Below are 18,579 nucleotides of genomic sequence, written 5' to 3'. Positions count from 1 at the left end.
GGCCTACAGGGTGATGTGGACGGAGGACTCGGGAAGCAGATCCGTGAAGGCGCGGGACGGCTGGACGCCGGCGCCCGTGCTCTCGGCGAAGGATTTGATGACGAACCCGGTGGCCAACGTCTGCCATACGCGGACCTTCCGCAGCATGAAGTGCCCCACGCCCTTGAGTGAGACGTACTGCATGCTCGCGGCGTCAGCGGAAGCCCGGCGCGCGAAGGCCAGCGACTGTGAGGGGCTGGTCATGTGGTCGGTAGTGCCGTGGATGATGAGGACTTTCCTGCCGTTGACCCTCTCCACCGGGGTTTCCGGGCCCAGCCACGGCGCCAGCGCCACCACGGCCTCCACCTGCGGATGGTCTGCCGCGCACACGGCGGTCAACCCGCCCATGGAGTGGCCCAGCAGGAAAACGGGAACGTCGGGGTGGCGTTCCGCGATCTGCTGCAGGGCCCACCGGGCGTCCTGCAGCGGGGACATGTCCGGGCCGTTCCAGCCGCGGACGCTGTTGCGCAGGGACCAGACTGCCAGTCCGTGTTTCCGGCCGGCACGGTGCAGGTGCCTGGCGAAAGGAATCATCCTGGCCGGGCTCAGGTGCCGCGCCTCCACCGGTTCCCGGCTGTGGGCCTTGCCGCCGTGGAGGACCAGGACCACGCCCCTGGTGCTGCCGGATGCTTCCAGGACGCTCAGCACTGGCCGGTGGGCGGGAAGAAGGGGCGCCTGACCGGCCCGCACCGCGCCGCTGTCCGGTGTCCCATTGGTACCCGTCCCGGCCCCACTAGTACCGGTTCCCCTGCTGCCGGCCCCCTGTGCACCACGGTTGTCCATGACTGGTTCCTCCCCATCCCGATGGTCCATTTATAAACCCTAAGGCGCCGCACGTAGAGTTCAACCATGAGGTTGTACTGCTGATGGGCGCCGGTCACTCCCACGCTTCCTTGGATCATTCGGAGCCGACGCCCCAGGCGATGGCTGCCCGCAGCAAGGCGAACCGCATCCTGGCCGCCGTGCTCATACCGTTGGCGCTGCTGACCCTGGCGGGGATGGCCGCGCTGTGGCCGTCCGGCAGCAAGGAGGGGGTCTCGCTGGCCAACCCGTACGCCACCGCCCCCGGCGTCACCTTCGATACCGGCACCATCCAGAACGTGGTCACCGGGAACTGCATGCAGGACACCGGCCAGCAGGGGACAAACCAGCAGGGAACAAACCAGCAGGGGAGCGGGCAACAGGACACCGGCCAGCAACAAACAGGCCAGCAGCAACCCGCCCAGCAGGCCCCGCAGCAGGCGCCAGGCCAAGGTTCGGACTGCACCTTCGCCTTCACCGAACCGGACAAGGGCGGCAGCCCGGTAAAGGTGGTCATCAACCCGGACGTGGCCGCATCCCACGGGGTCAAACCCGGCGACCAGATCCGGTACCTGAACCTTTCAAACGCCCAGGGCGCCACCGGGTCGCAGGGGTCCCCGGCCTACATCTTCGTGGACTTCGTCCGGACCATGCCCATTGTCCTGCTCGCCGTCCTCTACGCCGTGGTGGTCATCGCCGTCGCCAGGTGGCGGGGGCTCCGGGCCCTGATCGGCCTGGTGGGCGCATACTTCGTATTGGCGAACTTCCTGCTCCCGGGCCTGGTGGAAGGAAAACCGCCCCTGCTGCTGGCACTGGTGGGATCCACCGTGATCATGATCGGGGTCCTGTACTTCGCCCACGGATTCTCCGCCCGCACGTCCACGGCACTCCTGGGCACCATCTTCGGGCTGGCCATCACCGCCCTGCTGGCGGCCTGGGCCACCAACGCCGCCAACCTGGCCGGCGTGGGCAGCCACGACGCCGCCACCCTGGTGAACACGTCCTCCAACATCTCCATCTCCGGCGTGATTCTCTGCGGACTCATCATCTCCGGGCTGGGCGTCCTCAACGACGTCACCATCACCCAGTCCTCGGCCGTGTGGGAGCTGTACGAACTGGCACCCGCCAGCAGCGCCCGGAAGCTGTTCACCTCCGCCATGCGGATCGGCCGCGACCACATCGCCTCCACGGTGTACACCATCGCCTTCGCCTACGCGGGCGCAGCGCTGCCCATCCTGATCATCGTCATGCTCTACGACCGGCCGCTGATGGACACCCTCACCAGCGCCGAACTGTCCGAGGAAGTCATCCGGACGCTCGTGGGTTCCATCGGGCTGGTCCTGGCCATCCCGGTCACCACCCTCATCGCCGTGCTCGTGGTCAAGGCGACAGGCATCAGCGCAGCTGGACCCAACGCATTAGGGGCCGGCACGTCGGGTCCCAGCGCGGCGGGCAAGGCTGGAGGCGTGGCCGACGACGGCGGCCACAGCCACGCGGACGACGTCGCGGACACCGGGGCGCTCGCCGCAGCCGCCCTTGAGGAACGCAGCCGGCGCACCGCCGTCGAACCCGGCGCCCTGCCCACGGAAGAGGCCGGCACCCGCCGGGGCCGGCGGGCGGACCGCGGCTGACCTGCGTCCAAACCCAAGGCTGAACCGCGCTCAATGCCCCCTATGGGTTACTGGTAATCGGCCAGCCAAAGGTCCGGACCGAAGACTTCGTACTGGATGTCCTTAGCCCGCACGCCTGCGCCCACCAGGGCGGTCCGCACCGCCTGCATGAAGGGCATGGGGCCGCAGAGGTAATACTCGCCGTCGGACGGCAACTGGACGTCCTTGATGTTCATGAATCCGGAATGCACGCTGCCGTCGGCCGAAGAGCCCCCGCCGTCCGGGTTGAGGAACCAGGTATGGAGGGAAGCATCAGGGAGCGCGGCGAGGTCGGCCGTCACCTGGTTCCGCAATGCAAAGGAGGCAGGGGAGTCGTCCGCATGCAGGAACAGGACCTTCCGCTGCGAACCGGACTTGACCAGGTGGGACAGCATGCCGGCCATGGGCGTGACTCCGATGCCCGCGCTTGCCAGCACCACGGGCCGGTCAGTGTATTCCAGCACCACATCGCCGAAGGGCGCGGAGAGGGTAACCTCGTCGCCCACGTTGACGTGGTCGTGCAGGAGGCTGGACATCTCACCGTCCGGCGCACCCTCGGTGCGCACGCGCTTGACGGCGAACCGCCGGTGCTGGCCGTCGTCGGCCTGGGTGAGGCTGTACTGGCGTGGCTGCAGGACGCCGTCGGGCATCTGCATGCGGATGGTGACGTACTGTCCCGGCAGCGACGGCTTGACCTCCCTCTCGTCGGTCCGCTCCACCACGAAACTGACAACGTCGTCGGTTTCCTGGATCTTTTCGGCCACCCGCCACGTGCGCCAGACAGTTTCCGGGCTCAGCCGGACTGCGTCATAAAGCCCGCGTTCCTTGTTGATGAGCATGTTGGCCATGAGCCAGTAGACCTCGTCCCAGGCCGCGGCCACCTCAGGGGTCACGGCGTCGCCCAGGACATCCACAATGGCCCACATCAGGTTGTCGTGCACCACCTGGTACTGCTCAGGACTCAGGCCCAGGGAGACGTGCTTGTGCGAAATGCGGGACAGCAGGTGGTCCGGCAGGTGGGTGGGGTCGTTGACCAGGAAGCCGGCGAACGCGGCCACCGAACCGGCCAGCGCCTGCTGCTGCCGGCCATCGGCCTGGTTGCCGCGGTTGAACAGGCCGTTGAGCAGTCCCGGGTGTTCGCCGAACATGTGCTTGTAGAAACGGGAGGCGATCTCCTGGATATGTTCGCCGACGACGGGAAGGGTCGCCTGGATCACGGGGTATGCGGTGTCGGAAAGCATGGGCAAGTCTCCTTCAAACGTCCTGGCTGGTTGTCCGTCCCCGCGCCACGCTAACAGCCGTCCGAAACCGGGGACAGGTACTTTGGCACTGGACGGGATCACCGATTTGCCCGGCTTTGCAACAATGGACAGGTGACTGTTGCTGCAACTCCTCCCGCCCCCAAGCTGGAACTCCCGCCCCTGAAGCTGGGACCCATCACGGTGGACACCCCCGTGATCCTGGCTCCCATGGCCGGCATCACCAACTCCGCCTTCCGCAGGCTCTGCCGTGAGTACGGCGGCGGCATGTATGTGGCGGAGATGGTCACTTCCCGCGCACTGGTGGAGCGGACCCCCGAGTCCCTCCGCATCATTTCGCACGACGACGACGAAAAGGTCCGCTCCGTCCAGCTCTACGGCGTGGACCCCGGCACGGTCGGCGCTGCCGTGCGGATGCTCGTGGAGGAGGACAGGGCCGACCACATCGACCTCAACTTTGGCTGCCCCGTCCCCAAGGTGACCCGGCGCGGCGGCGGCTCGGCCCTGCCCTGGAAGATCGATCTCTTCACCTCGATCGTGCAGACCGCCGTCAAGGAAGCCTCCAAGGGCAACATTCCGCTGACCATCAAGATGCGCAAGGGGATCGACGACGACCACCTCACGTACCTCGACGCCGGCCGGATCGCCCGCGACGCCGGTGTCGCCGCCGTCGCGCTCCACGGCCGGACAGCCGCGCAGTTCTATTCGGGCAAGGCCGACTGGTCCGCCATCGCCCGCCTCCGCGAAGCCCTTCCGGACATTCCGGTGCTGGGCAACGGCGACATCTGGTCCGCTGAGGACGCCGTCCGGATGGTCCGCGAAACCGGCGTGGACGGCGTGGTGGTGGGCCGCGGCTGCCAGGGGAGGCCCTGGCTGTTCGGCGACCTGCAGGCCGCGTTCGAAGGCAGCGACGTCCGGCACCGCCCCAACCTCCGCCAGGTGGCCGAAGGCGTGTACCGCCACGCTGAACTGATGGTGGAAACCTTCGGCGACGAAGGCAAGGCCCTGCGGGAGATCCGCAAGCACATCGCCTGGTACTTCAAGGGCTACGTGGTGGGCGGGGAACTGCGCACCCGGCTGGCGCTGGTGACCAGCCTCGAGGTGCTCCGGGACACGCTGGCCGAGCTGGACCTGGACTCGCCCTACCCCGGAGTGGACGCCGAGGGCCCCCGCGGCCGCGCCGGCTCGCCGAAAAGGCCCGCCCTGCCCAAGGACTGGCTGGACTCCCGGGCACTCAACGAGGACCAGTCCAAGGACATCGCGGCCGCAGAGCTGGACGTTTCCGGTGGCTGAGGCATCCCTGGCCGGACACCCGCCCGCGGGCACCCCCACCGCAGCCCTGGCGCTGCCGGGCTACGACACGCACGACTCCGCCCGCTGGGTGGAGGAACCGCCCAAGAGCACGTACCGCTCCGACTTTGAGCGGGACCGCGCCCGGGTGCTGCACTCGTCCGCTTTGCGCCGGCTGGGCGCCAAAACCCAGGTGGTGGCACCGGACACCGACGACTTTGTCCGCACCCGCCTCACCCACAGCCTGGAAGTGGCACAGGTGGGCCGCGAACTGGGCCGGGCCCTGGGCTGCGATCCGGATGTCGTGGACACCGCCTGCCTCAGCCACGACCTCGGCCACCCGCCCTTCGGCCACAACGGCGAATCGGCACTGAACGAGGTGGCCCACGCCATCGGCGGCTTCGAAGGCAACGCCCAGACCCTCCGGCTGCTCACCCGGCTCGAACCCAAGGTGCTCACCGCCGACGGACAGCCCGCCGGACTGAACCTCACCCGCGCCAGCCTTGACGCGGCGTCGAAATATCCCTGGTCAGCGCTGGAAGCACCGGTGATCCACGGGCAGCGGACCAGCAAGTTCGGCGCCTACGAGGATGATCTCCCCATCTTTAACTGGCTCCGCGAAGGTGCCCCGGAACGCCGGACCTGCCTCGAAGCCCAGGTCATGGACCTGGCGGACGACATCTCCTACTCCGTCCATGACGTGGAAGACGCGATCGTCGCCGGCCACTTCCAGCTGCGCTGGATGGACAACCCGGACCACCGCGCACGCGTGGTGGGCTACGCCAAGCAGTGGTACCTGCCGCACAACGACCCCGCCGCCATTGACGCCGCCCTCGCCCGGCTGGAGGCCACCGACGTCTGGGTGCGCGAGGCCGACGGCAGCCGCAAATCCATGGCGGCGCTGAAGAACATGACCAGCCAGCTGATCGGCCGGTTCTGCCAGAGTGCCCTGGAAACCACCCGCGCCGTCTACGGGCCGGAAAACCTGACCCGCTACAACGCCGAACTGATGGTTCCCGACGAAACCGTCATGGAGATCGCGGTGATGAAGGGCCTGGCCACCACCTTCGTGATGACCACGGAGCACCGGCAACCTATCTACGAGCGGCAGCGGGAAGTGCTCCATGCCCTGGTGACCGCCCTCAGTGCCACGGGTGACCGGCACCTGGAGCCGATGTTCGCGGCGGACTGGCGGGCGGCGGACGACGACGGTGCGCGCCTTCGCGTGGTCATCGACCAGGTGGCCTCACTCACCGATGGATCGGCCCTGGCCATGTACGAGCGCCTGGTGGGGAGCCTGCCCTCGCTCTGGTGACCCGCCGTTGGCTCCCGCCCGGACGTCCGCCCGATCAACAGCTTTCTTAAAGCATCTACACAGGAACGAAGCGCACCATGGGAGGAAACAGGCCGCTAGGAACGGGAGCTGGTCATGAGTACTCGCAGCAGGGGCAAGCGCCTCGCCACCGGGATCACCGCGGCCGTAGGTGTGGGCAGCTTCGCCGCTGCCGGGGTCGCGGCAGCTGCCGTCTACGCCGCAACGCCGTCCGTCATCGCCAGGACCACTCCCACCACGGATACCAGTAAGCAGGGAAGCACCCCTAAAACCGGTCCTGCCCGCTCCGACGACGATGACTACGGGACCCGCCAGGACAGCAGCCCCCGCCGCTCCAAGAGCTACGGCAATTACGGCAGCACCACACCGGTCCAGCCAGGCAACGGCGGTACCGTCCACGGCCGGTCCTCGGGATCCTGACGTGGCACGTTCCGCAATGGCAGGTCCCGGTGCCCCGGCTGCCAGGACCGCCGAACACACAGCACCCCCGCACGGCACAGCATCTCCGCACGACACAGCGCAAACCAGCTGGACTGTCTGGGGGCTTGAGGCCTCGGTCACGGTCACGGAACCGGCACTGCTTGCCGCGGCCGGGGACATTGTCCGGGATGCCGTGGCGGAGGTTGACCTCGCCTGCAGCCGCTTCCGCGAAGATTCGGAACTGATGATGCTCCAGCCCCACATGGCGCGGGGTGTAAGCATCAGCCCCATGTTCCGGCTCCTCCTTGAACGTGCCCTGGACGCTGCCCGGATGACCGGCGGCGACGTTGATCCCACTCTCGGAGCCGACCTGGCCGCTTTGGGCCACGGCCCGGGAATGCAGGGCAGGCCAGCGCTCACCAGTGTGCCGGTACCGCAGCAGCCTGTGCCATCCCACCCGGTACCGCAGCATCGATCGACGCCCCGGGCCCCCGGCTGGTCCCGCCTCCAGCTCGGGGCAGGCACCCTCACCGTGCCGGACGACCTCCGCCTGGACCTGGGGGCGTCAGCAAAGGCAGTCGCGGCCGATCTTGCGGCCGCAGCTGTCTACCGGGAGCTGGGCTGCGGGGTGCTCGTGGGCCTGGGCGGTGACCTGGCCAGCGCCGGGCCCGGACCGCAGGAGGACGGCAAGCCCGGCCACTGGCAGATCATGGTGCAGGACCTTCCCGCCGACCCTGCCCAGTACATCTCCCTGGCCCCGGGGTTCGCCGTGGCCACGTCCAGTACGCAGAAACGCCGCTGGCAGCACCAGGGGATGCAGGTCCACCACATCCTTGACCCCCGCTTTGGCCTCCCCGCCGAGCCGGTCTGGCGTTCGGTGAGTGTCGCAGCGCCCACCTGCCTGGAAGCGAACGCCTTCAGTACCGCGGCCATTGTCCGCGGCTTCGCTGCCCTGGACTGGTTGCGGACCGAAGGCATTGCTGCCCGGCTGGTGGACAGCCGGGGCAGGGTCGCCACCACCGGCGGCTGGCCGGCGCAAACCTGCAACCCCGTTGGGAACACCGGAGAAAGCAATACTCCCGGGGGTGGCGGCCATGGATGAGGCCATGTGGGCGTTCGGCCGGGTCAGCGGGTTCGTGTCCCTGGCACTGTTCACGGCGTCGGTGCTGCTGGGCATCCTCAACCGGTCCGGCCGGCCCCTGTTGGTGCTGCCCCGGTTCTCCATCAGCCTCCTGCACCGGAACATCGCCCTGCTCGCCACAGTGTTCCTCGGACTGCATGTGGGGTCCCTGCTCCTTGACTCCTTTGCCAAGCTCAACCCGGTGGACATCGTGGTGCCGTTCCTGGGCTCCTTCCAGCCGTTCTGGCAGGGGCTGGGAACCGTGGCGCTGGACCTTGTCCTGGCCGTGGTGGTGACGGGCCTGCTGCGGCACCGGATCGGGCAGCGCAGCTTCAAGGCCGTGCACTGGCTCAGCTACGGCGTCTGGCCGGTGGCGATGGCGCACGCGTTGGGCAACGGCACCGACGTCTCCAGCGGCTGGTTCCTCCTGCTGGCCGCGGCGTCCGCAGTGGCCGTAGCTGCGGCCCTGCTGTGGCGGCTGAGCCCCTCCTTCCTCGAAACCTCCCACGCCCGGCAAGGAAACCTCCCGTGAGCCCCGCCAAGGACACCTACCCGACTGCGCCCCTCCACGCCATACAGGACAACAGGGGGCAGGAACCGCGGCTCCTGGCAGCTGGCCCTGACGCAGGCTGGGAACAGCACCTCGGCACCTTCGGGCCCTGGGAGCCGAACGCCGCCGGAGCCGGCCTGCTGGAGGCGCTCGGGGAGGCTGGACTGACCGGGCGGGGCGGAGCCGCGTTCGAAACCTGGCGCAAAGCCACTGCCGCTGCCGGGTCCGGCAGGAAGGGCCTGTTTGCGGCCCGGCCGGTGGTGATCGCCAACGGCGCCGAGGGCGAACCGCTCAGCTTCAAAGACCGCACCCTCCTTGCCCACGCGCCCCACCTGGTCATCGACGGGCTGGCCGCCCTGGCCGCGGCCCTTGGCGGCGCAAGCATGTACGTCTACGCACCGGCGGCCGGCCTGCCCCGCGTGCAGCAGGCCATCGGCGAACGCCCCCGGGGCAACCGGATCCGGGTAGTGCAGGCACCCGAAACCTTCATCTCCGGCGAGTCGAGCGCCGTCGTCAATATGATCGGCAACGGCAACGCTGTCCCCACCGACCAACGCCGGCGCCTCAGCGAATCCGGCCTCAACGGCCGGCCCACACTGGTGGTCAACGTCGAAACCCTCGCCCAGGTTGCCCTGATCGCCCGCTACGGGGCGCAATGGTTCCGCCAGGCGGGCACCGCGGCGGACCCGGGCACACGGCTGGTGTCCGTTTCCGGTCCTGCCCCGGTACGGGATGTGGTGCTGGAGGTGCCCGGCGGTGCGCAGCTTTCGGCGGTCCTGCAGGAGGCGGGCATGGACCCTGCCGCCTTGTCCGCCGTCCTGGTGGGCGGCTACCACGGCCGGTGGGTGCGTCCCGCGGCGCACGCGCTCTCACCCGTGGGGCCGCCGGACCGGACCGCCCGGCCGGGCGCAGGAGTGATCCACGCCCTGGATCTGCAGACCTGCGGCATCCAGGCGACGGCGCGGATCGTCAGCTACCTTGCCGACCAGTCCGCCAGGCAGTGCGGGCCCTGCATGTTCGGGCTGCCGGCCATGGCATCCGTCCTCAACCGGATCGCCGGAGGGGAAACAAATCCCCGCCTTGCCTCCGAACTGGACCGGCTCGGGCGGCTGGTCTCCGGGCGGGGCGCGTGCAGGCACCCGGAAGGGACCACCGGGCTGGTCAGCAGTGCCCTGGAGGTCTTTGCCGCAGACTTCCGCGCCCACCTTTCCGGATACTGCACGGGCCCGGGAGGCGCAGCGGCATGAAAACCCACCTGCATATCGACTGGACCAGCTGCGACGGCCGCGGCCTGTGCGCCGAACTGCTTCCCGGGGTGCTGGACCGGGACGACTGGGGGTACCCCGTGGCGCGGGGGAAGACAGGCCGCGACAGGACCGACGTTCCGCTGCGCGACGCCGACCGTGAAGCCGCGCAGGAGGCCGTCTTCCTCTGCCCCAAGCTGGCCCTCAGCCTGGTCGACGGGAGGACTCCGGAACCCAGGACGCGGGTGCGCGGGCAGTGACGCCGGGCCGGTGACACTAAGATTGCTGTGTGGCTGGGCTGATTAAACGTGAAGATATTGACGAAGTACGCCAGCGCACGGACATCAAGGAAGTGGTTGACGGCTACGTCACGCTCAAGGGCGCCGGGCTGGGAACCTTCAAGGGCCTGTGCCCCTTCCATGACGAGCGCTCGCCGTCCTTCACCGTCCGTCCCCAGGTAGGCCGTTACCACTGCTTCGGCTGCGGCGAGGACGGCGACGTCATCGCCTTTGTCCAAAAGCAGGACCACAGCTCCTTCCAGGAAGCCGTGGAGAAGCTCGCGTCCAGGATCGGCTACGAGCTCCGCTACGAAGACGGTGGAACCGGCCCCAACCGCGAGGAAGTGGGCCGCCGCCAGCGGCTGCTGGACGCACACAAGATCGCGGACGAATTCTTCCGTGCCCAGATGCTCACGCCCGGCGCCGCAACGGCCCGCAACTTCCTGTTTGGCCGCGGCTTCGACCGGGCCGCCGCGGAACACTTTGGCTGCGGCTACGCCCCCCAGGGGTGGGACGCCCTCCTGAAGCACCTGCGCGGCCGCGGCTTCACCGACGCCGAACTCAAGCTCACCGGAATGTTCAGCGAGGGAAACCGGGGCATCTACGACCGTTTCCGCGGCCGCCTCATCTGGCCCATCAAGGACATGGCCGGTGACACCATCGGCTTCGGCGCGCGCAAGCTATATGAGGACGACCAGGGCCCCAAGTACCTCAACACCCCCGAGACCACCCTCTACAAGAAGTCCCAGGTCCTGTACGGCATCGACCTCGCCAAGAAGAGCATCGCCAAGGACAGGCAGCTGGTGGTGGTGGAGGGCTACACGGACGTCATGGCCTGCCACCTTGCAGGGATTACGACGGCGGTAGCCACCTGCGGCACCGCCTTCGGTACCGAGCACATCAAGATCGCCCGCCGGCTTTTGTCCGACGACGGCACCGGGGGAGAAGTGGTGTTCACCTTCGACGGCGACGCCGCCGGGCAGAAGGCAGCCCTGCGCGCCTTTGAAGAGGACCAGCGCTTCACCGCCCAGACGTATGTGGCCGTGGAACCCACAGGCGCGGACCCGTGCGATCTCCGCCTCAGCCGCGGGGACGAGGCGGTGCACGCCCTGATCCAGTCCCGGCGGCCGCTGTTCGAGTTCGCCATCCGCAGCACGCTCAAGCAGTTCAACCTGGACACCGTTGAAGGCCGCGTCCAGGGCCTCAAGGCATCCGTGCCCGTGGTGGCGGCCATCCGCGACGCCTCCACCCGGACGGGCTACTGCCAGGCCCTGACCGGCTGGCTGGGGATGCCGGACCCCAATGAGGTCCTGCGGATGGTCAACGCCGAAGTGAAGAACGCCGGAAAGCGCGGCGAGACCGGACGCCCCCCGGCTCCGGGCCAGCCGCAGCCAGGCGGCCCCTCCAGCCCGGCCCCCGCCCAAGCTGGGGCACCCGGCGTAGCTGCCGCGCCGTCGTCGGGCGTTGTCCCCTCCTTCCACCGCCCGGACCCGCGCGATCCCGTGGCTTCCATGGAGCGGCAGGCGCTCGAGGTGGCGCTGCAGCAGCCCTCCCTGCTGGCCGGCGGGGTGTGGGACCGCTTTGCCGCTGCCCGGTTCGCCATCCCTGCCTTCCAGGCCGTCCATGACGCCATGCGCGCCACTGGTCCCGGCCTGACCGTCGATCCGGTGCGGTGGGTGGAGCACGTCATGCACGAGGTGCCGGAACCCCTCCGGCCGCTGGTATCCGAGCTCGCCGTCGTGCCGCTGCCGGCCCACACCGAGGAAGCGGTGCTGAAGTACTGCCGCGACATCCTGTCCCGGCTTTTCGAACTCCAGATCACCCGGGTCAAGGCGGACAAGATGGGCCAGCTGCAGCGCCTTGACGCGGCGGCGGACCCGGAGACCTACCAGCGGCTCAACCGCGAGCTGATGATGCTGGAAATGGAACGCCGGGCCCTGCGCGCGGAGTCGTAGGGGTGGCCCGGCCAGCGGACCCGGAGGTGGGCCAGGTCACGGCCCCCCGATTTCGTTTCCGCGCCAAGAGTTTGCTAGGCTGATACCCGCTTCATTCCTCCTTAGCTCAATTGGCAGAGCATTCGACTGTTAATCGAAGGGTTGCTGGTTCAAGTCCAGCAGGAGGAGCTTCCATCCCCGTTCCGGCCGCCGGAACGGGGATTTTTGTTTCCCGGCAGGGCCGTCCGGGCCCGGAAAACCGCCGATTTCCCTTCGGCCGGAATCCTTTGCTAATGTCATACCTGCTTCATTCCTCCTTAGCTCAATTGGCAGAGCATTCGACTGTTAATCGAAGGGTTGCTGGTTCAAGTCCAGCAGGAGGAGCGCAACGAAAAATCCCCGTTCCTCCACATGGAGGAACGGGGATTTTTCTTTCCGCGGGGTGGGAGTCTGTTCAGACGAAATCCATTTCCACCTGCAGGAACCTTTCCGCCTCGGCGATGGCCGCCTGGAAGGCTTCCTGCTCCGTGGGGGACTTCCGGGGTTCACGCGGGCTCCACTCGTGCGGCGCGGAGTGGATCCTCACAAAGCCTGATTCCGGGGGAGCGTAGAAAATCCCGAAGCGCTGCACCGGCCATTCCGGCGAGGTTTCCGGGGCCACCAGCAGGGCCGCATTGAAGGCCGGATTGAACCATTGGGCGATGGGCCGGCGGCGGTCTTCCGTGAACAACCCCGCCGCGTACAGCGCCGCCGACTGCTGTCCGGCCTGCGCACACAGCCGCTCCCACCACAGTGGCAGGATCCGGGCGTCGCACCGTTGCCATGTGGCCGGAAGTGGCGGTTGGTTCTGCCAGTTGGGCACGGCATCATTTTATCGCTGGAGCGGGCCTGGCGGCAGGGAATGCCGCACCGGCCTGCCACAACAAAATCGCGGCACGTCCTTCAGCGGCGGCCGCGGGATCCCGGATTCACCCGGTACAGGATCGCCGCGCCTGCCAGCGTCCCCAGGATGATGCCCCAGGCGGGGTTGCCCAGGGCGCGGCCGGCGAAATAACCCACGACGGCGCCAAGCACCGCCCCGAGGAAAAGTCCCCGGCCATTCCGGTGCGGTGTGCGGCTCACAGGCTGCCTTTCGAGGGGGAGTGGGGACAGGGCCACGCAGGCCGAAATCACGGACCACAGTGGAGGTGGGTCTCAGTGGATCGAGGGTACCGTGCGCGGCCGCACCACAAGCCACAGTGCTGCGATCGCCAGCAGGATGCAGGCCGCCTGCACGGCTCCCATGGGAGCGGCGCTGGTGATGCCGAGCCAGCCCACCACGGGGGAGATGAGCCCGGCCATGAGGAACGTGGCCGCGCCCAGCAGCGAGGCTGCCGTTCCCGCCTGGGCCGCGTGCCCGGCCAGGGCCAGCACCTGGACGCAGGGGAACATGAAGCCGGTGCCCATGATGTAGAACCAGAGCGGGACCATCACGCCCCACAGCCCCAGGCCTGCCCGGTCGAAGACCACGATCAGCATGGCCATCAGGAACATCCAGGCCGTGGCGCCCGCCAGGATCCACTGCGGAGGCACAATCCTGATAAGCCGCGAACTGGTCTGCACGCCGGCCACGATGCCCAGGGAGTTGATGCCAAAGAGCAGCCCGTACTGCTGGGCGGAGAACCCGAACACATCCTGGAACAGGAACGGCGAGGCCGACAGGTAGGTGAAGAGGCCACCGAAATTGAAGCCCGCCACCATCAGCAGCCCCACGAAGATCCGGTCCGTAAACAGCGCCCGGTAGCGTTGCCGGGCGGTCATTCCGCTCCGGCCCCGCTTTTCCGGCGGAAGCGTCTCGCGGACCAGGAGCAGGGCGGCCACGATGACCAAAGTCCCGTAGGCAGCCAGGAACACGAAGATGCCCGGCCACGGCATCACCAGGAGCAGCTGTGAACCGATGACGGGGGCAAGGATGGGCGCAAGCCCGTTGACCAGTGACATCCGGGAGAACATCCGCACCATGGCGTAGCCGGAAAACAGGTCCCGCACCATGGCCATGGCCACCACGCCGCCGCCGGCCGCGCCCACCCCCATCAGTACACGGAAGATCCCCAATGTGGTGATGTCCGTGGACAAGGCCGCGCCCAGGGATGCTGCGATGTGCAGCGCCGTGGCCAGGATCAGCGGAGTCCGGCGGCCGAACTTGTCGCTGAACGGACCCACCACCAGCTGCCCGAACGCGAAACCGACCGTGGTGCCCGCCAGGGTGAGCTGGACCTGGGCCTCGGTCACCCCCAGGCTTGCCTCCAGCGCCGGGAAGGCGGGCAGGTACAGGTCGATGGTGAACGGACCGAGGGCCGTCAAAGCGCCCAGGAGGAGGATGTACAGAAGCTTCCGGCGGCGGGTCAGCAGGTCGCCCGGATTGGGGGGATTGGTCACGGAGAACAATCCTAGGCCCGGCCATGGCGGTTTTTGCAGCGTTGTAGGCCGCGCCGTCCGGCAAGCCCCCAAGTCCGCCCTGAACCTGAATGGTAGTTTTGGTGGCGTGGACTGTGCGGCTGCACATTTCCGCACTAAACGGATGCAGTATGGACCCATGAACCAGTAAGGCGGAACCGATGAGCGGACGTCACAGCGGGCGTACCAGCCCGGGATTGCGTATCACTGCGCTGCCCGGGACGGCAAGACTCCTTTTCCGGTTGGCCCCCCGCCAGCTCAACGACGAGATCGCCTTCGCCAAGATTGAACTCAAGCGCAAGGGCGTCCAGGTGGGGGTGGCCGCGGCCTTCTTCGCCGTGGCGCTCCTCTTCCTGGCGCTGCTGGTGGTCGGCCTGATCGTCGCTGCCATCATGGGGCTGGCCACCATCATGCCCGCGTGGCTGGCAGCCCTGCTGGTTTCCGCCGCTTTCCTGCTGATAGCCCTCGTCGGAGGCCTGGTGGGCCTGGCCCGGTTCAAGAAGGCCATGCCGCTGATGCCGGAGGAAACCATCCGTGGCATCAGGCACGATATCGGGGTCGCCCGCGAAGGCTCGGCCTTCAATCCGGCCATCCTGGATCCGGAGAGCCCGGAAGCCAAGGCTGCGAAGGCGGCCAAGGCCGAGGCAGCCGCCAAGGCAAAAGCCGAGAAGGAAGCCAAGGCCGCCCGGCACGACCAGGAGTTCCCGCACGCATCCGAACCCGAGCTGGTGCGCCGCCTGAGCCAGCGCCGCCACCACCTCACCGAGGTCCGCGACGAACTCGGAACGGAACTGGACGTCAAGACCCAGGCGCGCTACGTGCTTGCCGCGGCCCAGGTCAAGGCACGCGAAGGCCAGGTGCTGGCGCAGCGCGGTATGGACGAGGCGGGGCAGCGGTTTGCGGCCCTGTGCGCCTCCGCTGACCTGCCCAGGCGCTGGAAGCCGCTGACGGCCTTCGTTGCCGCCGGTACGGTCCTGGTGGTCCTCCTGCGCAGGCTCCTGCGCGCCAACTAGGTCCCTGTTTCCGCCACGCAACACCAGGCGGACGCTGTTTCCGCCTGTGAAGGCACAACCGAAAGACCGCGCCGCGGCGCAGCAGGAAGGAGAGGGGGACGGGTGAAGTTCATAGGTGCAGGCGCCCGCCCCGGCCGTCCCCAGGTGGACCATGACCGCGTGGCCACCATTCCCAACCTGCTCACCGTGGTGCGGTTCATGGGTGTTCCGCTCTTCATCTGGCTGGTCCTGGCCCAAAAGGAATACGGCGCCGGCGTGATCGTCCTGGCTGTCATGGCTGGGACGGACTGGATTGATGGCTACATCGCCCGCCGGTTCGACCAGGCCTCCAAGCTGGGCAGGGTCCTTGACCCCATCGCCGACCGCCTTGCCCTGCTGGCGGTGGCCTTCACCCTGGTGATTGCCGGCGTCGTGCATTGGCTGTACCTGGCCGCGCTGGTGGTTCCCGATGCCGTCCTGCTGGTACTCACTCTCTCCCTCTTCCGCGGCCACCCGGACCTCCCGGTCAGCGTGGTGGGCAAGGTGCGGACCGGGCTGCTGCTTTTGGGCACCCCGCTGCTGGTCCTTTCCCGGCTGGACACCGGGTTCTCCGACCAGCTCTTCGCCACCGCCTGGGTGGTGCTGGGCCTGGGCCTGGTGGGTCACTGGATTGCCGCGTACAACTATTTCTGGGCCATGCTGCGCAAGGGCCGGGCATTGAAACAGCACGACGGCGGGAACGGCTGATGGTGTGGTTTGCCGTCGGCCTGGCGGTGCTTGGCGCCTTCTGCCTTGCGTTGGGTGCGCAGCGCCAGGGCAGTGCCGTCAAAGCCGATACCGGCGGCCTGGCCCTGAGCTCCAATGGCTTCCTGCGCCTCCTGCGCAATCCCCGGTGGATGCTTGGACTCCTGCTGCTGTGCACCGGCATGGCGATGAATGCCGTCGCCCTGGTCTCCGCACCGCTCACGGTCATCCAGCCCATCGGCGCCATTGCCCTGGTGATCACCACGGTGGTCAATGCCCGGGACCAGGACCTGACCATCAACCGCGCCACAGCGGTGTCCATTGCCGCGTGCGTCACCGGATCGGCGCTCTTCGTCCTCCTGGCGGTCAACGTCACCCAGGAGAACCACCATGTCAGCCCCGAGGATGAGCTCACCATCGTCCTGCTGCTGGCCCTGGCGGTGGGACTGTTCGGCACGCTGGCCGTGACGTTCAAGCACCGGATGAATGCGTTCATCTATATCCTCGGCGCCGGCATCCTGTTCGGCTTTGTGGCAGTCCTCACCCGGATCATCGGCAAGCACCTCCTGGATCCGAATGGCCTCTTCCTGCTGAATGTCCAGTGGTATTCGGTGGTGGCCATCATCGCGGCCGGCGGCCTGGGGTCCTGGTTCGTGCAGAGTGCCTACTCCACCGGTCCGCCGGACCTGGTGATCGCCGGACTCACGGTGGTGGACCCCATGGTGGGCATTGCCATCGGCGTCATCATCCTGGGCGAACTGCGCCCCGACGTCCATGCCGTCATGGCCATTGCGATGGGAACGGCTGCCGCCCTTGCTATCGTTGGGGTTATCGCCCTTTCCCGGCACCACCCGGAGGTCACCAAGCGCAAGAAGGACGCGCGGAAGGCCGCCGGCAGGCCGTCCCACTAGTCCATTCCCGTCCGTAACCAGCAATCCCACGAAGCCCGGCGCCTTGCGCCAGCGGCCAACCGTGCTGTCAGTTCCACGCTGTCCGCACCGTGACCATCAGGAGTACTCCCCATGACCACGCCCGCCGACCAGCGCCCCCTGACCATCCTCATCGCCGCAGACACCTATCCGCCGGACGTCAACGGCGCGGCCCAGTTTGGCTACCGGCTGGCCAAGGGAATGACTGCCCGGGGCCACAACGTCCATGTCCTGGCGTCCCGCGACAGCAAGGGAAAGAGCTTCACCGAGTTCCGCGAGGAAGCAACCGTGCACCGGCTCCGGTCGCACAAGGCGTTCACCCACGAGAGCTTCCGCCTCTGCTTCCCCTGGGAAATCAAGGAGGAAATCAGCCTCCTCTTCGACCGGGTGAAGCCCGACGTCGTGCATATCCAAAGCCACTACATGATCGGCGAGCACGTTCTCTATGAGGCTGTGAAGCGCGGCGTCCGCATCATTGCCACCAACCACTTCATGCCCGAAAACCTCAACCCCTTCCTGCCGTTCCCGCAGTGGTTCAAGGACATCATTGGGCGGGTTTCCTGGAAGGACATGGGCAAGGTCATGGGCCAGGCGGACGTGGTGACAACGCCCACGCCGCTTGCCGCCCGCGCCATGCACGAGCACGCCTTCCTCCGCAAGGTTTTGCCGCTGTCCAACGGCATCGACTCCGCCGCCTATGAACTGCAGCCCGGTGAGCACATCGAGCCGCACGCCCACCCCACTGTCCTGTTCGCCGGCCGCCTCGCCGAGGAAAAGCACGTGGACGTGCTGATCGAGGCCATCGGCAAAACGCCGCGGGAGCTGAACGTACACCTGGAGATCGTGGGCGGCGGCGAAGTGCGCTCCGCCCTGGAGGACCTGGTGCGGCGGCTCGGCCTCACCAGCCGGGTCAAATTCCTGGGCCTGGCCAGCGACGAGGAACTGCGTACCGCCTACATCCGGGCCGACCTGTTCTGCATGCCCGGAACGGCGGAACTGCAGTCGCTGGTGACACTGGAAGCGATGTCCGCCTCCACCCCCGTGGTCCTGGCGGACGCCATGGCGCTGCCGCACCTGGTCCGCGACGGCGAGAACGGGTACCTCTTCACTCCCAACGACAGTGATGACCTGGCCAAGAAGATCACCCAGGTGCTGGAACTGCCCAAGGACGAACAGCAGGCCATGGGCCGCGCCAGCCGGCAGCTGGTGGAGCCGCACAGCATCCAGGGGACGCTGCAGACCTTCGAAGACCTGTACCGCGGCGCCTCCTACGAGGACAAAGTGGTCTGAACCCTTTCCCGGGTTTGCTAGAGTGTTTTTGCCCTGCCGGAGCATGGCGTCCGAACACCTGCTCCCGGGGCTTGGGGGGCTATAGCTCAGCTGGTTAGAGCGCGGGACTCATAATCCTAAGGTCCTCGGTTCAAGTCCGAGTAGCCCTACCTCAACCGCGGCCAACGAGTTTTTCGTTGGCCGCGGTTTTCTTGGTTAACCCAGCACCCTGCGGTATGTTACTCACCAGTAACATACCGTGCTCCGCTCCGCGGCATGGTCAGCGCTGATC

Annotated in this window: 18 protein-coding genes and 3 tRNA genes; 16 read left to right on the top strand and 5 right to left on the bottom strand. The window is 67.6% G+C overall.

The annotated features are described in order from the left end of the window. Nucleotides 1–3 precede the first annotated feature (3 nt). Complete coding sequence (locus tag AB0280_RS13305; RefSeq protein WP_307492353.1) at nt 4–852, bottom strand: alpha/beta hydrolase; 849 nt, start codon at nt 850–852, stop codon at nt 4–6. A gap of 110 nt (nt 853–962) precedes the next feature. Here AB0280_RS13305 and AB0280_RS13300 point away from each other — a divergent pair, with 110 nt between their 5' ends. Then, nucleotides 963–2,471, top strand: a complete 1,509-nt coding sequence (locus tag AB0280_RS13300) for a YibE/F family protein (RefSeq protein ID WP_307492351.1) — start codon at nt 963–965, stop codon at nt 2,469–2,471. A gap of 47 nt (nt 2,472–2,518) precedes the next feature. On the opposite strand, the gene AB0280_RS13295 is transcribed toward AB0280_RS13300, so the two are convergent. Then, complete coding sequence (locus AB0280_RS13295) at nt 2,519–3,730, bottom strand: globin domain-containing protein (protein WP_307492349.1); 1,212 nt, start codon at nt 3,728–3,730, stop codon at nt 2,519–2,521. Nucleotides 3,731–3,862: 132 nt separating this feature from the next. Between AB0280_RS13295 and dusB the strand changes: the two genes are divergently transcribed. The 10 genes from dusB (at nt 3,863) to AB0280_RS13245 (ending at nt 12,301) form a co-directional block, all read left to right on the top strand. Continuing rightward, a complete protein-coding gene (gene dusB / locus AB0280_RS13290; protein ID WP_159632404.1) occupies nt 3,863–5,041 on the top strand; it encodes a tRNA dihydrouridine synthase DusB in 1,179 nt (392 codons plus the stop codon). Beyond that, nucleotides 5,034–6,353 (top strand): deoxyguanosinetriphosphate triphosphohydrolase, encoded by a 1,320-nt coding sequence (locus tag AB0280_RS13285; RefSeq protein ID WP_370871820.1) that lies wholly within the window; start codon nt 5,034–5,036, stop codon nt 6,351–6,353. Before dusB ends, AB0280_RS13285 begins: the two co-directional genes overlap by 8 nt. 114 nt (nt 6,354–6,467) lie before the next feature. Beyond that, nucleotides 6,468–6,791, top strand: coding sequence for a hypothetical protein (locus tag AB0280_RS13280; RefSeq protein ID WP_307492346.1), 324 nt, complete (start codon nt 6,468–6,470; stop codon nt 6,789–6,791). Nucleotide 6,792: 1 nt separating this feature from the next. Then, complete coding sequence (locus tag AB0280_RS13275) at nt 6,793–7,893, top strand: FAD:protein FMN transferase (protein ID WP_307492343.1); 1,101 nt, start codon at nt 6,793–6,795, stop codon at nt 7,891–7,893. Continuing rightward, nucleotides 7,886–8,443, top strand: coding sequence for a ferric reductase-like transmembrane domain-containing protein (locus AB0280_RS13270; protein ID WP_275180509.1), 558 nt, complete (start codon nt 7,886–7,888; stop codon nt 8,441–8,443). The genes AB0280_RS13275 and AB0280_RS13270 overlap by 8 nt, the downstream gene beginning before the upstream one ends. Continuing rightward, nucleotides 8,440–9,708, top strand: a complete 1,269-nt coding sequence (locus AB0280_RS13265) for an NADH-ubiquinone oxidoreductase-F iron-sulfur binding region domain-containing protein (RefSeq protein WP_307492341.1) — start codon at nt 8,440–8,442, stop codon at nt 9,706–9,708. The genes AB0280_RS13270 and AB0280_RS13265 overlap by 4 nt, the downstream gene beginning before the upstream one ends. Then, entirely contained in the window at nt 9,705–9,965 is a 261-nt protein-coding gene (locus tag AB0280_RS13260; protein ID WP_307492339.1) for a ferredoxin, read from the top strand. Before AB0280_RS13265 ends, AB0280_RS13260 begins: the two co-directional genes overlap by 4 nt. A gap of 29 nt (nt 9,966–9,994) precedes the next feature. After that, on the top strand, nt 9,995–11,938 hold the full coding sequence (gene dnaG / locus AB0280_RS13255) for a DNA primase (RefSeq protein ID WP_307492337.1): 1,944 nt from the start codon (nt 9,995–9,997) through the stop codon (nt 11,936–11,938). 95 nt (nt 11,939–12,033) lie between these two features. After that, nucleotides 12,034–12,106 (top strand) — tRNA-Asn (locus AB0280_RS13250). 122 nt (nt 12,107–12,228) lie between these two features. Next, nucleotides 12,229–12,301, top strand: a tRNA-Asn gene (locus tag AB0280_RS13245). A 70-nt stretch (nt 12,302–12,371) separates the two neighbouring features. On the opposite strand, the gene AB0280_RS13240 is transcribed toward AB0280_RS13245, so the two are convergent. The 3 genes from AB0280_RS13240 to AB0280_RS13230 all read right to left on the bottom strand — a co-directional run bounded on the left by AB0280_RS13240 (nt 12,372) and on the right by AB0280_RS13230 (nt 14,335). Then, complete coding sequence (locus tag AB0280_RS13240; RefSeq protein ID WP_366367462.1) at nt 12,372–12,779, bottom strand: hypothetical protein; 408 nt, start codon at nt 12,777–12,779, stop codon at nt 12,372–12,374. Between the two features lie 80 nt (nt 12,780–12,859). Beyond that, entirely contained in the window at nt 12,860–13,039 is a 180-nt protein-coding gene (locus AB0280_RS13235) for a glycine zipper 2TM domain-containing protein (RefSeq protein WP_224025554.1), read from the bottom strand. Nucleotides 13,040–13,111: 72 nt separating this feature from the next. Further along, nucleotides 13,112–14,335, bottom strand: a complete 1,224-nt coding sequence (locus tag AB0280_RS13230) for a multidrug effflux MFS transporter (RefSeq protein WP_159632397.1) — start codon at nt 14,333–14,335, stop codon at nt 13,112–13,114. A 179-nt stretch (nt 14,336–14,514) separates the two neighbouring features. Between AB0280_RS13230 and AB0280_RS13225 the strand changes: the two genes are divergently transcribed. The 5 genes from AB0280_RS13225 to AB0280_RS13205 all read left to right on the top strand — a co-directional run bounded on the left by AB0280_RS13225 (nt 14,515) and on the right by AB0280_RS13205 (nt 18,457). Next, entirely contained in the window at nt 14,515–15,366 is an 852-nt protein-coding gene (locus tag AB0280_RS13225) for a phage holin family protein (RefSeq protein WP_366367460.1), read from the top strand. Between the two features lie 102 nt (nt 15,367–15,468). After that, nucleotides 15,469–16,092, top strand: a complete 624-nt coding sequence (locus AB0280_RS13220) for a CDP-alcohol phosphatidyltransferase family protein (RefSeq protein ID WP_366367458.1) — start codon at nt 15,469–15,471, stop codon at nt 16,090–16,092. After that, nucleotides 16,092–17,000 carry a DMT family transporter gene (locus tag AB0280_RS13215; protein WP_224025557.1) on the top strand — a complete coding sequence of 303 codons (909 nt, stop codon included), beginning with the start codon at nt 16,092–16,094 and terminating at the stop codon, nt 16,998–17,000. Before AB0280_RS13220 ends, AB0280_RS13215 begins: the two co-directional genes overlap by 1 nt. 111 nt (nt 17,001–17,111) lie before the next feature. Further along, nucleotides 17,112–18,308 carry a glycosyltransferase gene (locus tag AB0280_RS13210; protein ID WP_366367456.1) on the top strand — a complete coding sequence of 399 codons (1,197 nt, stop codon included), beginning with the start codon at nt 17,112–17,114 and terminating at the stop codon, nt 18,306–18,308. 75 nt (nt 18,309–18,383) lie between these two features. Beyond that, nucleotides 18,384–18,457 (top strand) — tRNA-Ile (locus AB0280_RS13205). The last annotated feature ends 122 nt before the right edge of the window (nt 18,458–18,579 follow it).

The sequence above is a fragment of the Pseudarthrobacter sp. 902506025 genome, assembly GCF_040702325.1.
In the GTDB taxonomy this organism is placed as follows: Bacteria; Actinomycetota; Actinomycetes; order Actinomycetales; family Micrococcaceae; genus Arthrobacter.
Note: the sequence above shows the minus strand (reverse complement) of the source record. Positions and strands in the feature narration are given on the sequence as shown.